16 protein-coding genes are annotated in these 12,957 nt (G+C 73.2%); 4 read left to right on the top strand and 12 right to left on the bottom strand.

Translation table 11 applies throughout. From position 1 onward, the window contains the following. Nucleotides 1-38: 38 nt before the first annotated feature. The 12 genes from rdgB to clpS all read right to left on the bottom strand — a co-directional run bounded on the left by rdgB (nucleotide 39) and on the right by clpS (nucleotide 8,110). Nucleotides 39-647: an RdgB/HAM1 family non-canonical purine NTP pyrophosphatase gene (rdgB, locus tag NYF13_RS12530; protein WP_315656458.1), complete on the bottom strand. Its 609-nt coding sequence runs from the start codon at nucleotides 645-647 to the stop codon at nucleotides 39-41. Continuing rightward, the gene (gene rph, locus NYF13_RS12525; protein WP_315656457.1) at nucleotides 644-1,420 is read right to left on the bottom strand and encodes a ribonuclease PH; all 777 of its coding nucleotides are present in this window, start codon (nucleotides 1,418-1,420) and stop codon (nucleotides 644-646) included. The genes rdgB and rph overlap by 4 nt, the downstream gene beginning before the upstream one ends. A gap of 38 nt (nucleotides 1,421-1,458) precedes the next feature. Beyond that, entirely contained in the window at nucleotides 1,459-2,226 is a 768-nt protein-coding gene (locus tag NYF13_RS12520) for an MBL fold metallo-hydrolase (RefSeq protein WP_315656456.1), read from the bottom strand. A gap of 29 nt (nucleotides 2,227-2,255) precedes the next feature. Further along, a complete protein-coding gene (gene murI, locus NYF13_RS12515; protein WP_315656455.1) occupies nucleotides 2,256-3,056 on the bottom strand; it encodes a glutamate racemase in 801 nt (266 codons plus the stop codon). Next, a complete protein-coding gene (locus tag NYF13_RS12510) occupies nucleotides 3,053-3,718 on the bottom strand; it encodes a rhomboid family intramembrane serine protease (RefSeq protein WP_396287283.1) in 666 nt (221 codons plus the stop codon). Before NYF13_RS12510 ends, murI begins: the two co-directional genes overlap by 4 nt. Nucleotides 3,719-3,739: 21 nt before the next feature. Then, the gene (locus NYF13_RS12505; protein ID WP_315656454.1) at nucleotides 3,740-4,501 is read right to left on the bottom strand and encodes an aspartate/glutamate racemase family protein; all 762 of its coding nucleotides are present in this window, start codon (nucleotides 4,499-4,501) and stop codon (nucleotides 3,740-3,742) included. Then, a complete protein-coding gene (locus tag NYF13_RS12500; protein WP_315656452.1) occupies nucleotides 4,498-5,448 on the bottom strand; it encodes a cysteine synthase in 951 nt (316 codons plus the stop codon). The genes NYF13_RS12505 and NYF13_RS12500 overlap by 4 nt, the downstream gene beginning before the upstream one ends. 3 nt (nucleotides 5,449-5,451) lie before the next feature. After that, a complete protein-coding gene (locus tag NYF13_RS12495) occupies nucleotides 5,452-5,730 on the bottom strand; it encodes a MoaD/ThiS family protein (protein ID WP_091611350.1) in 279 nt (92 codons plus the stop codon). Nucleotides 5,731-5,796: 66 nt separating this feature from the next. Continuing rightward, nucleotides 5,797-6,204: a M67 family metallopeptidase gene (locus NYF13_RS12490; protein ID WP_315656449.1), complete on the bottom strand. Its 408-nt coding sequence runs from the start codon at nucleotides 6,202-6,204 to the stop codon at nucleotides 5,797-5,799. A 60-nt stretch (nucleotides 6,205-6,264) separates the two neighbouring features. Beyond that, on the bottom strand, nucleotides 6,265-7,260 hold the full coding sequence (locus tag NYF13_RS12485) for a P1 family peptidase (RefSeq protein ID WP_315656448.1): 996 nt from the start codon (nucleotides 7,258-7,260) through the stop codon (nucleotides 6,265-6,267). After that, nucleotides 7,257-7,814 (bottom strand): DUF2017 domain-containing protein, encoded by a 558-nt coding sequence (locus NYF13_RS12480; RefSeq protein ID WP_315656447.1) that lies wholly within the window; start codon nucleotides 7,812-7,814, stop codon nucleotides 7,257-7,259. The genes NYF13_RS12485 and NYF13_RS12480 overlap by 4 nt, the downstream gene beginning before the upstream one ends. After that, complete coding sequence (gene clpS / locus NYF13_RS12475; protein ID WP_315656446.1) at nucleotides 7,811-8,110, bottom strand: ATP-dependent Clp protease adapter ClpS; 300 nt, start codon at nucleotides 8,108-8,110, stop codon at nucleotides 7,811-7,813. Before clpS ends, NYF13_RS12480 begins: the two co-directional genes overlap by 4 nt. A 74-nt stretch (nucleotides 8,111-8,184) precedes the next feature. Between clpS and NYF13_RS12470 the strand changes: the two genes are divergently transcribed. The 4 genes from NYF13_RS12470 (at nucleotide 8,185) to NYF13_RS12455 (ending at nucleotide 12,952) form a co-directional block, all read left to right on the top strand. Then, a complete protein-coding gene (locus tag NYF13_RS12470) occupies nucleotides 8,185-9,489 on the top strand; it encodes a nicotinate phosphoribosyltransferase (RefSeq protein WP_315656444.1) in 1,305 nt (434 codons plus the stop codon). A 10-nt stretch (nucleotides 9,490-9,499) separates the two neighbouring features. Next, on the top strand, nucleotides 9,500-10,078 hold the full coding sequence (locus tag NYF13_RS12465) for an isochorismatase family protein (protein ID WP_315656443.1): 579 nt from the start codon (nucleotides 9,500-9,502) through the stop codon (nucleotides 10,076-10,078). A 150-nt stretch (nucleotides 10,079-10,228) separates the two neighbouring features. After that, on the top strand, nucleotides 10,229-10,819 hold the full coding sequence (locus NYF13_RS12460) for a biotin transporter BioY (RefSeq protein ID WP_315656441.1): 591 nt from the start codon (nucleotides 10,229-10,231) through the stop codon (nucleotides 10,817-10,819). Nucleotides 10,820-10,900: 81 nt separating this feature from the next. Beyond that, nucleotides 10,901-12,952, top strand: a complete 2,052-nt coding sequence (locus NYF13_RS12455; protein WP_315656440.1) for an ATP-dependent DNA helicase — start codon at nucleotides 10,901-10,903, stop codon at nucleotides 12,950-12,952. The last annotated feature ends 5 nt before the right edge of the window (nucleotides 12,953-12,957 follow it).

The raw sequence follows: 12,957 nt of genomic DNA, 5'->3' as shown, positions 1-12,957 counted from the left end.
CCCCGATGAGCGCGCCCGGCGCCCATCGGGACGGGTGGTCAGGAGCCGGCGAGCTCGCGCAGGCCCGGGATCAGGGCGCGCAGGGCCCGGCCGCGGTGCGAAGACGCGTCCTTCTCCGCCGGCGGCAGCTCGGCCGAGGTGCGCTCCCCGCCGTCGGGGACGAAGATCGGGTCGTAGCCGAAACCGTTGGTACCACGGCGTTCCCGGATCAGCGTGCCGCGCCACTCGCCGCGGACCACCGTCTCCGCCCCACCCGGCAGGACCAGCGCGGCAGCGCACACGAAGGCGGCGCCCCGGCGTTCGTCGGGGGTGTCGGTGAGCTGGCCGAGCACCAGGTCCAGATTGGCCTCGTCGTCGCCGTGCCGCCCGGACCAGCGGGCCGAGAGCACCCCCGGCATACCGTTCAGCGCGTCCACGGCCAGGCCCGAGTCGTCGGCGATCGCGGGCAGGCCGGTGGCGGCCACGGCGTCGCGGGCCTTGGCCACGGCGTTGCCCTCGAAGTCCGGCGCGGTCTCCGGGGCCTCGGGGAACTCCTCGACCTCGTCCAGCCCGACGACCTCGATGCCCGAAATCCCCTCGGCCTCCAGGATCCGCCGCAGCTCGCCGAGCTTCTTCGGGTTGCGGCTGGCCAGCAGCAGCCGGGTCACTTCGAGCCCTTCTTGCGGTCCGGGCGCGGCTCGGGCAGCTCGCCCGGGTACGGCCGGGCCAGCGCCTCGTTCTGCATCCGGGTGAGGTCCGCGCAGCCGGCCAGCGCCAGGTCCAGCATCCGGTCCAAAGTGGACCGGGCGAAGGTGGCGCCCTCGCCGGTGCCCTGCACCTCGATCATCGTGCCGGCGTCGGTGGCCACCACGTTCATGTCGACCTCCGCGCGCGAGTCCTCCTCGTAGGGCAGGTCAAGGCGCACGCGGCCGTCCACCACGCCGACGCTGATCGCGGCGACCGAGGCGGACAGCGGCTGCGGGTCGTTGAGCCGGTTCGCCGCGCCGAGCCAGGTGATGGCGTCGGCGAGCGCGACGTAGCCGCCGGTCACCGCGGCCGTGCGGGTGCCGCCGTCGGCCTGGATCACGTCGCAGTCGATCACGATCGTGTTCTCCCCCAGCGCCGCGAGGTCGATGCACGCGCGCAGCGAGCGGCCGATCAGCCGGGAGATCTCGTGGGTGCGACCGCCGATGCGGCCCTTGACCGATTCACGGTCGCCGCGGGTGTTGGTCGCCGACGGGAGCATGGCGTACTCCGCGGTGACCCAGCCCAGCCCGGAGCCCGACCGCCAGCGCGGCACGCCCTCGGTGACGCTCGCGGCACACAGCACGCGGGTGTTGCCGAACTCGATCAGCACCGAACCGGCGGGCCACTTCTGGAAGCCGCGGGTGATCTTGACGTCGCGGAGCTGGTCGTCGTTCCTGCCATCTTTTCTCGACACGGGGTGCACTCTAGGACCTGGCCCCGACCGTTCGCCGCTCAGATGTCGTAGACCTCGCCCTGCGCCACGGCGCCGGAGTCCGGGAACACCGCCACGGCCTCGGCGAGCACCGCGCCGCGGTCGGTCCACGGGGCGATGTGGGTGAGCAGCAGCCGCCCGACACCGGCGTCCTTGGCCAGCTCGCCCGCCTGCTTCCCGGAGAGGTGGACCCCCTCGGGCCGGTCCGCCGCATCGGTCCAGGAAGCCTCCGACAGCAGCACGTCGGCGCCGTCGGCCAGCTCGCCCAGCGCGCGGCACGGGCCGGTGTCGCCGGTGTAGGCCAGGATCCGGCCGCCGTAGGAGATGCGCAGGCCGAACGCCGGGGTCGGGTGGTGCACGGCGACGGCGGTGACCTCGAACGGGCCGATCCACCTCCGTTCCTCGCGCAGCGTATGGAACTCGTAGACGTCCGAAAGGTCGGCGCCCGCCCTCTCGTCCGCGTCGGCGGCGTACGCGTGGGCGAGGCGCGAAGGCGCGTCTGGCGGCGCGTACAGCGGCAACTTCCGAGGCCGGCCCGGATACGGCGGCGCGGGGTGGTAGCGGCGGAGCACGGTGAGCGCGTTGACGTCCGCGCAGTGGTCGGAATGCAGGTGCGACAGCAGGAGCGCGTCCAGCTCGAACGGGTCCAGCACGGTCTGGAGCTGGGCGAACGCCCCGTTGCCGAGTTCGAGCCCGAGCTGGAACCCCTCCGCCTCCAGCAGGTAGCCGGAGGCCGCGGTGTTCGGCCCGGGAACACTGCCCGAGCAGCCGAGGATCGTCAGTCGCACCCCGACACCCTAAGCTTCCCGGGTCCGTTCTACGCGCTGGTGGGAGCGAGGACACCCGGGGCGAAGCCCATGAACCGCTGGGCGAGCCGCGTGAACGGCTCCGGCGAGCCGGTGGCCAGGAACTCGTGCCGCGGAGGGGTCTCGCGCTCGGCCAGCAGGTCCTGCTCGGTCAGCACGCGGAACAGGTCCTTGGCCGTCTCCTCCGCGCTGGACACGAGCGTGACCTCCTGGCCCAGCACGATCTGCAGTACCCCGGACAGCAGCGGGTAGTGCGTGCAGCCGAGCACCACCGTGTCCACCTCGGCGTCCAGCAGCGGTTCGAGGTAGCCCTGCGCGAGGCCGAGCACCTGGCGTCCCGAGGTGATGCCGCGCTCGACGAAGTCGACGAAGCGCGGGCAGGCGACGCTGGTGAGCTTCACCTCGGGCGCAGCGGCGAAGGCGTCTTCGTACGCTCGCGAGCGAATCGTCCCCTCCGTGCCGATGACCCCGACGCGCTTCGAGTGCGTCGCGACCACGGCGCGCCGGGCTGCGGGCAGCACCACCTCGACCACAGGAACGTCGTAACGCTCCCGCGCGTCTCGCAGGCATGCGGCCGAGGCGGTGTTGCAAGCGATCACGAGAGCCTTCACGCCACCGTCGACGAGCTTGTCGAGCGCGGCCAACGCGTACTCGCGCGCCGTGGCGATGGGCAGCGGCCCGTACGGGTTGTGCGCGGTGTCGCCGACGTAACGCAACTGCTCCGAAGGCAACAGCTCCAGGATCGAGCGGGCGACGGTGAGACCGCCGACGCCGGAGTCGAAAACACCGATGGGCGAGCTCGGGGAGATCACGCTCCGAGGCTACCTCCGGGCACGAGCTTGGCCGCCCGGGCTCTCCGGTCACCACGCGAGGTCAGCCAGGCTGCGAGGACGCCGGCCAGCGCGCCGAACAGGTGGCCCTGCCAGGAGATGCCGGTGGTGCCGGGCAGCAGGCCCCAGAGCATTCCGCTCCAGATGCCGAGCAGCACCACGGCGACCAGGATCTGCCCGGCCGAGCGGTTGAAGAGGCCGCGCACCAGCAGGTACGCGAGCCAGCCGAAGGCCAGCCCGGACGCGCCCACGGTGTAGGTGCCCGCCGGGCCGACCAGCCACACACCGGCCCCGGAGACCAGCCAGACGATGGCCGTGACCACCACCCAGCGCCCGATGCCGGCCGCCATGGCCAGGAAGGAGAACACCAGCACCGGCACGGTGTTCGAGAACAGGTGCGACCAGCCGGCGTGCAGCAGCGGCGCCCACAGGACCCCGTCGAGCCCGGACAGCCGCCGCGACAAGATCCCGCCGTGGTCGAGGTCGCCCGGGAGGATCACGTCGGCCAGCTCCACCAGGTACAGGACCAGGGTGAACGACAGCGCCACGATCGCCGCCGCCCGGGGGTTCGGCGGCAGGATCCGCTTCGCCACGTCCGGGGGCCGGTCCCCGGACGGCCCGGGCAGCGCTGGTGACGGGGGCAGTGGGGTGCTCACCGGTCCAGGCTACGGCGCACCCCGGGCGTCGTGCCTCGGGTGAAATCCCCGATCTCGGCCCGGTGGCGCGGGCAGCGGCGCCGAGCCCAGCGCCCAGTCGGCCGCCGCCTCCGCGTGCAGCCGGGTGGTGGGGAAGCACGGCACCGGGCTGTCCGTGGCGTCCACGAGCAGCTCGATCTCCGTGCAGCCGTAGATCACACCCTCGGCCCCGGCCTCGGCCAGCCGCCGGATCACCCCGCGGTAGGCCTCGCGGGACTCGGCGCGCACCACTCCCCGCACCAGCTCCTCGTAGATCACCCGGTGCACCAGCTCCTGGTCCGCCGGCGAGGGCACCAGCACCTCCAGCCCGTGCGCGGCCAGGCGTTCGCGGTAGAACGGCCGGCTCATGGTGAACGCGGTGCCCAGCAGCCCGGTCCGGCGCAGTCCCGCGGCGCGCACGGCCGAGGCCGTGGTGTCGGCCAGGTGCAGCAGCGGAAGGCCGAGCCCGTCGACGATCCGGTCCGCGACCTGGTGCATCGTGTTCGTGCAGAGCACCACCACGTCGGCGCCCGCCGCCTCCAGCGACCGCGCGGCTTCGCCCAGCAGGGCGCCCGCGTCGTCCCAGCGGTCCTCGGCCTGCATGGCCTCGATCTCGGCGAAGTCGACCGAATACAGCACCACCCGCGCGGAGTGGAAACCGCCGAGCGCGGCCTTCACCCGCTCGTTGAGCAGGCGGTAGTACTCGGCCGAGGACTCCCAGCTCATCCCGCCCAGCAGGCCGACGACCTTCACGCCCAGAGCTGCCCGTCCAGCCGGGCCGCGGCCTCGTCGAGCGAGCCGGAGTACGCGCCGGTCGAGAGGTACTTCCAGCCCGCGTCGGCCACGACGAACGCGACGTCGGCCGGCTCGCTCTTCGCCGCGGCCTTCTCCGCGACGGCGAGCGCCGCGTGCAGCACCGCGCCCGTCGAGATGCCCGCGAAGATGCCTTCGTGCTCCAGCAGCTCACGAGTGCGCCGAAGCGCGTCGTACGCGCCGACGGAGTAACGGCCGTTCAGCACGCTGGCGTCGTACAGCTCCGGCACGAACCCCTCGTCGAGGTTGCGCAGGCCGTACACCAGTTCGCCGTACCGCGGTTCGGCCGCGATGATCTGCACGTCCGGCTTCGCCTCGTGCAGGTAGCGCCCGACGCCCACGAGCGTCCCGGTCGTGCCGAGGCCGCCGACGAAGTGGGTCACCGTCGGCAGGTCCTTCAGCAGCTCCGGGCCGGTGCCGCGGTAGTGCGCGTCCGCGTTCGCCGGGTTGCCGTACTGGTAGAGCATCACCCAGTCCGGGTTCTGCTCCGCCAGCTCCTTCGCGCGGCGGACGGCCTCGTTGGAGCCGCCCGCGGCCGGGGAGAACACGATCCTCGCGCCGTACGCCTGCAGCAGCTGCTTGCGTTCGGTCGAGGTGTTCTCCGGCATCACGCAGACCAGCCCGTAGCCCTTGAGCTTGGCCGCCATGGCCAGCGAGATGCCGGTGTTGCCCGAAGTCGGCTCCAGGATGGTGGAGCCGCGCCGCAGCCGCCCCTCCCGCTCGGCGGCTTCGATCATCGCCAGCGCGGGGCGGTCCTTGATCGAACCGGTCGGGTTGCGGTCCTCGAGCTTCGCCCACAGCCGCACGTCGTGCGCCGGGGAGAGCCGGGGCAGCCCGACCAGCGGGGTGCCGCCGAGGGCGTCCAGGAGCGACTCGTAGCGGGCCATGGGTCAGCGTGCGCCGCCGGCCACGGCGGGCAGGATCGTCAGCGTGTCGCCGTCCTTGACCTCGGCTTCGAGGCCCCCGGCGAAGCGCACGTCCTCGTCGTTGACGTAGACGTTGATGAAGCGGTGCAGCTTCTCCTCCTTGACCAGGCGCGCCTTGAGCCCGGCGTGGCGCGACTCGACGTCGTCGATCACCTCGAGGACGGTCTTGCCCGCCGCCTCGACGGACTTCTCGCCGCCGGTGTGCGTGCGCAGGATGGTCGGGATGGACACGGTCACGGCCATGGGTTTCTACCTCCGGTGGGTTCTCATCAGGCTGACGCGCGGGACGCCGCCCTTTATTCCGGGAGCTCAGCCGAGGATCTCGACCGGCTCCTCGGTGATCTCGGCGTCCACGATCCGGTAAGAGCGGAACTCGGGCGCATCGGGGTCCCGGGTGGACACGAGCACGTAGTGCGCCCCCGGCTCGGCGGCGATGTTCGCGTCGGTGCGCGACGGGTAGGCCTCCGTCGCGGTGTGCGAGTGGTAGATGACCACCGGCACCTCGTCGTTCGCGTCCATCTCGCGGTAGAGCCGGAGCAGGTCGCCCGAGTCGAACTCGTAGAACGTCGGCGACCGGGCCGCGTTCAGCATGGGGATGAACCGTTCGGGGGAGTCGCCGCCCTCCGGCCCGGCGACCACCCCGCACGCCTCGTCGGGGTGGTCACGGCGGGCGTGGGCGACGATCTCGTCGACGAGTTCACGGCGGATCCGGAGCACCACCACATCTTAGGTGGTGGACGCACCCTGTCCAGATGGTGAGAGTCGCAGCTCGGAGGCTCAGACCGCCCCGGGCCAGACGTCGCGGTAGGCCACCGCCCCGCCGGCCGCGGTGGCGGACAGCAGCCCGTGCACCATCGCCCGGGCGAACACCCGGGCGGCGGCCGAGCACAGCGCGTCCAGGGCCTCCGCGCGCCGGCCGTCGGCGAACGAGCCCGGCTCGACCGGCAGCGGCCGAGCCCCGGTGGCCAGCGCGAAGACCGTGTCGCCGTCGAACATCGTGTGCGCCGGGCGGACGGCCCGGGCCAGCCCGTCCTGCGCGGCCACGGCCAGCCGCCGGGCCTCGGCCTTGGACAGAGCCGCGTCGCAGGCGACCACGCCGATAGTGGTGTTCAGGCCGGTCCGGGCCGGTAGCACCGAACCGGGCCGATCCGGCCAGCGCACGCCGAACTCGCCGTCCACCTCGTGGTCGGCCGCGAAGGCGCGGCCGGTGGCGAAGTCCACCGCCTCGCCGGACGCGTTCACCGCGGCCAGCGCGCCCACGGTGAACCCGGCCACGACCTCGCTCGCGGTCCCGATCCCGCCCTTGAGCGAGCCGACGACCGCGCCCGTCCCGGCCCCCACCGTCCCCTGCGCGACCGCGCCCGGGTCAGCGGCTTCACAGGCGGCGTAACCGAAGGACGCGTCCGGCCGGTTGCCCCATTCGCTGCGGGGCAGGTCGAACAGCACCGCCGCGGGCACGATCGGCACCACCTCGTGCGGGGCCCGGCCGACCGGGAAGCCCAGGTTCCGCTCGCCGAGCCAGCGCATCGCCCCGTCGGCCGCCGCCAGCCCGTACGCGCTCCCGCCGGACAGGCACACCGCGTTCACGCGCTGGACCAGGTTCTCCGGCTCCAGCAAGTTCGTCTCGCGGGTGCCGGGGGCGCCGCCGCGCTGGTCGACCGCGCCGGTCGCGCCGCCGGGCACCAGCACCACCGTGGTGCCCGAGGCCCAGCCCCCGCCGAGCCGCTGGTGGTGGCCCACCAGCACGCCGGGCACGTCGGTCAGCCCGGTCACGCCGTGAGCGCCTGGATCAGCGTTTCCTGCACCCAGGTCAGCCAGTGGTAGACGCCGAGGTGCGGGGCGCGCGGATCGTCTTCGGGCAGCTCGTCCGGCATGTCCTCGGTGACGTCGAGGGCGGTGCCCAGCGCCAGGCGCACGTCGTTGAGCGCGCCCAGCCAGGCGTCGGCCTGCTCGAAGCTCAGCCGCACGTTGCCGCCGTCGCGGGGCAGCGTGTCCAGCACGATCTTCGCCACGCCGACCTTGGCCTCCAGCAGCTCCGGCTCGTGCAGCGAGCGCATCGCGGCGGCGGAGTCGAGCTCCTCGCGCGTGGGGTTGTCCGGGTCGAGCTTGTGGAAGTCGGGCAGCAGCCGGGAGAGCACCGGGTCGTCCGGCGATTCCGAGGGCCCGGTGCGGATGCCGGTGAGCTCGGCCAGCTCGTCCTGCGGCGCCTCCTCGGCGCGGGCGGTGAGCATGTCCTCGAGCTGGCTGACCAGCCCGCGCAGCACGGCGGCCTCCTGCTGCTCGAAGGCGGCCAGGATCGACTCGCCCTTGCGGCGCCACGGCTTCATGAAGGCTGCTCCATGGTCGCCCACAGGCCGGCCGCGTGCAGCTTCGCCACGTCGACCTCCACCTTCTCCTTGGAGCCCGACGACACGATGGCCTTGCCCTTGTGGTGCACGTCGAGCATCAGCTTCGTGGCGTGGTCGCGGCTGTAGCCGAAGAGCTTCTGGAGCACGTAAGTCACGTACGACATCAAGTTGACCGGGTCGTTCCACACGACCGCGCGCCACGGCTGGTCCTCCTCGGCGGACTCGACCCCGAGTGGATCAACCTGCGTCTGTTCGGATGCGACAGGCGTGGACATGCACTCCATGGTGTCACGGGGTGCACCGGGTACGCCGCGCCAGGTCCGGCCGTGTGGGTGAATAGGCTGACCCCATGGGTTCACCCGAGCCGGTCACCAGCGCCAGCACGGCGCTGCTCACCGACCACTACGAGCTGACCATGCTGAGCAGCGCGCTCGCCGACGGAACGGCCGATCGGCCGTGTGTCTTCGAGGTCTTCGCCCGGCGCCTGCCGGACGGCCGCCGCTACGGCGTCGTGGCCGGGACCGCGCGCGTGCTCGAAGCGATCGCGGACTTCCGGTTCACCGACGCCGAGCTCACGCAGCTGGAGCAGACCGCCGTGGTGGACGACGCGACGATCTCCTGGCTCGCCGACTACGAGTTCTCCGGCGACATCGACGGTTATCCCGAGGGGGAGCTGTACTTCCCCGGTTCGCCGCTGCTGACCGTCACCGGCGGCTTCGGCGAGGCGGTGGTGCTGGAGACCCTGGCGCTCTCGATCCTCAACCACGACAGCGCGATCGCCTCGGCCGCCGCGCGGATGGCCGGGGCCGCGCACGGACGGCCGATCATCGAGATGGGGGGCCGCCGCACGCACGAGTACGCCGCGGTCGCCGCCGCGCGCGCCGCCTACCTGGCCGGCTTCGCCACCACGTCGAACCTCGAGGCCGGCCGCCGCTACGGGATCCCCACCCGAGGCACCGTCGCGCACGCCTTCATGCTGCTGCACGACAGCGAGGAGCAGGCGTTCCGCGCCCAGGTCGACAAGATGGGCGCGGACACCACCCTGCTGGTGGACACCTACGACATCACCGCGGGCATCGAGACGGCCGTGCGCGTGGCCGGGCCGGAGCTGGGCGCGATCCGGATCGACTCCGGCGACGTCGGCCCGCTCGCCCGCAAGGCCCGCGACCAGCTCGACTCCCTCGGCGCCAGGGACACCCGGATCGTGGTCTCCGGCGACCTCGACGAGCACGCCATCGCGGCGCTGCGCGCGGAGCCCGTGGACGCCTACGGCGTCGGGACCTCCGTGGTCACCGGTTCGGGCGCACCCACCGCCGGCATGGTCTACAAGCTGGTCGAGGTCGACGGCCGGCCGGTGGCCAAGCGCAGCGCGCACAAGGAGTCCCGCGGTGGCCGCAAGTCCGCGCTGCGCCGCCACCGCGGCACCGGCACAGCGATGGAGGAGGTCGTTTGGACGGCCGCCGCCGGGCGCCCCGAACCCGGCGAGCACGACCGCGAACTGCAGATCCCCCTGGTCCGCGGCGGCCGCACGGTGGATGATCTGCCCACGCTGGACGACGCCCGCGCCCGGCTGCGGCGGGCGCAGGTCAGCCTGCCGTGGGAGGGCCTGAAGCTCTCGCACGGCGAACCGGCGATACCGACGACGTTTCTGTAGGGAGCCGAGCATGGGAACCGCCCTGATCGTGGTGGATGTGCAGAACGACTTCTGCGAGGGGGGTTCGCTCGGCCTGCCCGGCGGGGCCGCCGCCGCGGAGGCGATCTCGGCCCGGGCGGCCGAGGGCGGCTACAGCCACGTCGTCGCCACCCGCGACCACCACATCGACCCCGGCGACCACTTCAGCGACACTCCCGACTTCGCCACCAGCTGGCCGGTCCACTGCGTCGCGGGCACGCCGGGTGCCTCGTTCCACCCGTCGCTCGACGTGGCGCCGATCGAGGCGGTCTTCTCCAAGGGCGAGTACGCCGCGGCGTACTCGGGCTTCGAGGGCAAGTCCAGGGACGGCAAGACGCTCGAAGAGTGGCTGCGCGAGCACGAGGTCACCGACGTCGACGTGGTCGGCATCGCCACCGACTTCTGCGTGCGGGCCACGGCGCTCGACGCCGCCGAGGCGGGCTTCGGCGTGCGCGTGCTGCTGGACCTGACCGTCGGCGTCGCCCGGCCCAACGTGGACGCGGCGCTCAAGGACTTCGACGAGGCCGGCGTCGCCCACTCCGGCCGGGCCGTGGTGCAGCCGACCGCCTGAGGCAGCCCCCGCGGCGCCCCGCCCCGCCGGAGGCCGCAACCCCCTGCACCACCCGGACGGGTGGGGTGGTGAGGAACGCAACTTGTGGGGTCACCGCGAACACCCGGGCGTTAACCTCCTCGGACGTCCGTTCTCGTTGTGGGAGGTCCCGTGTCCTCGCTGTCCCTCACCGGCCACCGCCAGGTGCTGGCCGACCTGGTGCCCGGCACCCTCGTGCGCGACCTGTCGCTGGTCGCCGGAGGCGCGCTGCTCACCGGCGCCGCCGCGCAGCTGGTCATCCCGGTTCCCGGCAGCCCGGTGCCGATGACCGGCCAGACCTTCGCCGCGCTGCTCGTGGGCGCGTCGCTCGGTATGCGCCGCGGCGCCGCCTCGATGCTGGTGTACCTGCTCGTCGGTGCGGTCGGCGTGCCGTGGTTCCAGGGCGCCACCTCGGGCCTGTCCGGCGCCTCGGCCGGTTACATCGTCGGCTTCGTCTTCGCCGGGGCTCTCGTGGGCGCGCTCGCCCGCCGCGGCGGCGACCGCACGCCGCTGCGCGTGGTGGGGACCATGGTGGCCGGCAACCTGGTGATCTACGCCTTCGGTGTGCCGTGGCTGATGGCCGCCACCGGGTACGACCTGGCGACCGCGTTCGACAAGGGCGTGACGCCGTTCCTGATCGGCGACGCGCTGAAGACGCTCGTCGCGGCGGGCGTGCTGCCGCTGGCGTGGGCCGCGGTGTCCCGGCTCCACCGGGAGGACTGAGCCACCGGCGTTCCGGTGCGAACGGGCCGTTCGCACCGGAACGCGGAATCCTGTCGGGCCCGGCGGCTATCGTGTCTCGCTGTGCCCGTCCGAACAGACTTCCCCGGCGTCCTCGAACTCCTGACCCACGCGGTCGAGTCGGTGGGCGGAGCCGAACGCCCCGGCCAGGTCGAGATGGCCGACGCGGTCGGCCGCGCCATCCGCACCGGTGAGCACCTGGCCGTGCAGGCCGGCACCGGCACCGGGAAGTCGCTGGCCTACCTGGTGCCCGCGATCCGCCACGCGGTCGAGAAGGAGGCCACGGTCGTGGTCTCCACGGCCACCATCGCGCTGCAGCGCCAGCTCGTCGACCGCGATCTGCCGCGGCTGGCCAAAGCGCTCAAGAAGCCGCTCGGGCGGGAGCCGACCTTCGCCATCCTCAAGGGCCGCCGCAACTACCTCTGCCTGCACCGGCTCGACACGGGCGCGCCCGAGGAGCCGGAGGACGCGCAGCTGTTCGACCCGTTCGCGGTGTCGAGGCTGGGCAAGGAGGTCACGCGGCTGCGCGAATGGTCCTCCGACACCGAAACCGGCGACCGCGACGAGCTCGTGCCCGGGGTCGGCGACCAGGCCTGGCGCCAGGTTTCGGTCACCGCCAGGGAATGCCTCGGCGCCGCGCGCTGCCCGATCGGCACGGACTGCTTCGCCGAGCGCGCGCGGGCGGAGGCGGGCCGCGCCGACGTGGTGGTGACCAACCACGCGCTGCTGGCCATCGACGCGCTGCAGGGCTACCAGGTGCTGCCCGAGCACGACCTGGTGATCATCGACGAGGCGCACGACCTGGTCGACCGGGTCACCTCGGTCGCCACCGGCGAGCTGACCAGCGCCATGATCGCCGCCGCCGCGCGCCGCTGCGGGCGGCTGATCGACGCGGACGTGGCCGACCGGCTGCTGGAGGCGGGCGACGGGCTGGCCCTGATCACCGACGACCTGCCCGCGGGCCGGATCGACACGCTGCCGCAGGCGCTCCAGGGCGCCGTGCCGGCCGTCCGCGACGCGGCGAAGGCCTGCCTCACCGCGCTGGGGTCCGACCGCAAAGAGGACGTCGAAGGGGCGACCGCGCGCAAACTGGCCCGCACGCTGCTGGAGGAGGTGCACGACACCGCGGTGCGCCTGCTGGAGGCGTTCGACGAAGACCAGGCGCACCAGCGGGACGTGGTCTGGCTGACCGGCGACAAGTACTCCGCGAACCCGCGGCCACCGGCGTTGAAGGTGGCGCCGCTGGGCGTGGCCGGGCTGCTGCGCGAGCGGGTGTTCAACCTCAGCACCACGGTGCTGACCTCGGCCACGCTGACCCTCGGGGGCACGTTCGACACGATGGCGCGCCAGTGGGGCCTGCCCCCGGGCGGCGCCCGGGTGGAGAAGGCGCCGGGCGCGGCCACGGACAAGGCGGCCCCGTCCGACGGGGACAAGGGCCCCCGGTGGACCGGCCTGGACGTGGGCTCGCCGTTCGACCACCGGCGCAACGGGATCCTGTACCTGGCCAAGCACCTGCCGCCGCCGGGCCGCGACGGGCTGGCGGAGTCCACAATGGACGAGCTGGCGGCGCTGGTCGAGGCGGCGGGCGGGCGCACGCTCGGGCTGTTCTCCTCGATGCGCGCGGCCAAGCAGGCCGCGGAGGCCATGCGGGAGCGGCTGGACCACCCGATCCTCTGCCAGGGCGACGACGCCACCTCGCTGCTGGTGCGCAAGTTCGCCGACGACCCGCGCACCTGCTTGTTCGGCACCCTGACCCTGTGGCAGGGCGTGGACGTGCCCGGCCCGTCGCTGCAACTCGTGGTGGTGGACCGGATCCCGTTCCCGCGCCCGGACGACCCGGTGTCCTCGGCCCGCCAGCGCGCGGTGGAAGCCCGGGGCGGCAACGGTTTCCTCACGGTGGCGGCCACCCACGCGGCCCTGCTGCTGGCCCAGGGCACCGGGCGGCTGCACCGCTCGGTCTCCGACCGCGGCGTGGTGGCCGTGCTCGACTCGCGGCTGGCCACCGCGCGCTACGGCGGTTTCCTGCGCGCCTCGCTGCCGCCGTTCTGGCCCACCACGGATTCGCAGGTGGCGCGGGACGCGTTGAAACGGCTGGACGCTGCCGCGCCCGCGTGACGGCG

This window comes from Amycolatopsis sp. PS_44_ISF1, from assembly GCF_032335455.1.
GTDB lineage: Bacteria > Actinomycetota > Actinomycetes > Mycobacteriales > Pseudonocardiaceae > Amycolatopsis.
The sequence above is the reverse complement of the archived record's forward strand: the minus strand, read 5'-3'. Positions and strand labels throughout refer to the sequence as shown.

What these genes read in the sequence shown, in the direction of transcription:
- NYF13_RS12470 (WP_315656444.1), top strand. Translation starts at nt 8,185, where the DNA reads ATGGGTTCACCCGAGCCGGTCACCAGCGCCAGCACGGCGCTGCTCACC.
- clpS (WP_315656446.1), bottom strand. Translation starts at nt 8,110, where the DNA reads ATGTCCACGCCTGTCGCATCCGAACAGACGCAGGTTGATCCACTCGGG.
- NYF13_RS12495 (WP_091611350.1), bottom strand. Translation starts at nt 5,730, where the DNA reads ATGGCCGTGACCGTGTCCATCCCGACCATCCTGCGCACGCACACCGGC.
- NYF13_RS12465 (WP_315656443.1), top strand. Translation starts at nt 9,500, where the DNA reads ATGGGAACCGCCCTGATCGTGGTGGATGTGCAGAACGACTTCTGCGAG.
- NYF13_RS12500 (WP_315656452.1), bottom strand. Translation starts at nt 5,448, where the DNA reads ATGGCCCGCTACGAGTCGCTCCTGGACGCCCTCGGCGGCACCCCGCTG.
- NYF13_RS12480 (WP_315656447.1), bottom strand. Translation starts at nt 7,814, where the DNA reads ATGAAGCCGTGGCGCCGCAAGGGCGAGTCGATCCTGGCCGCCTTCGAG.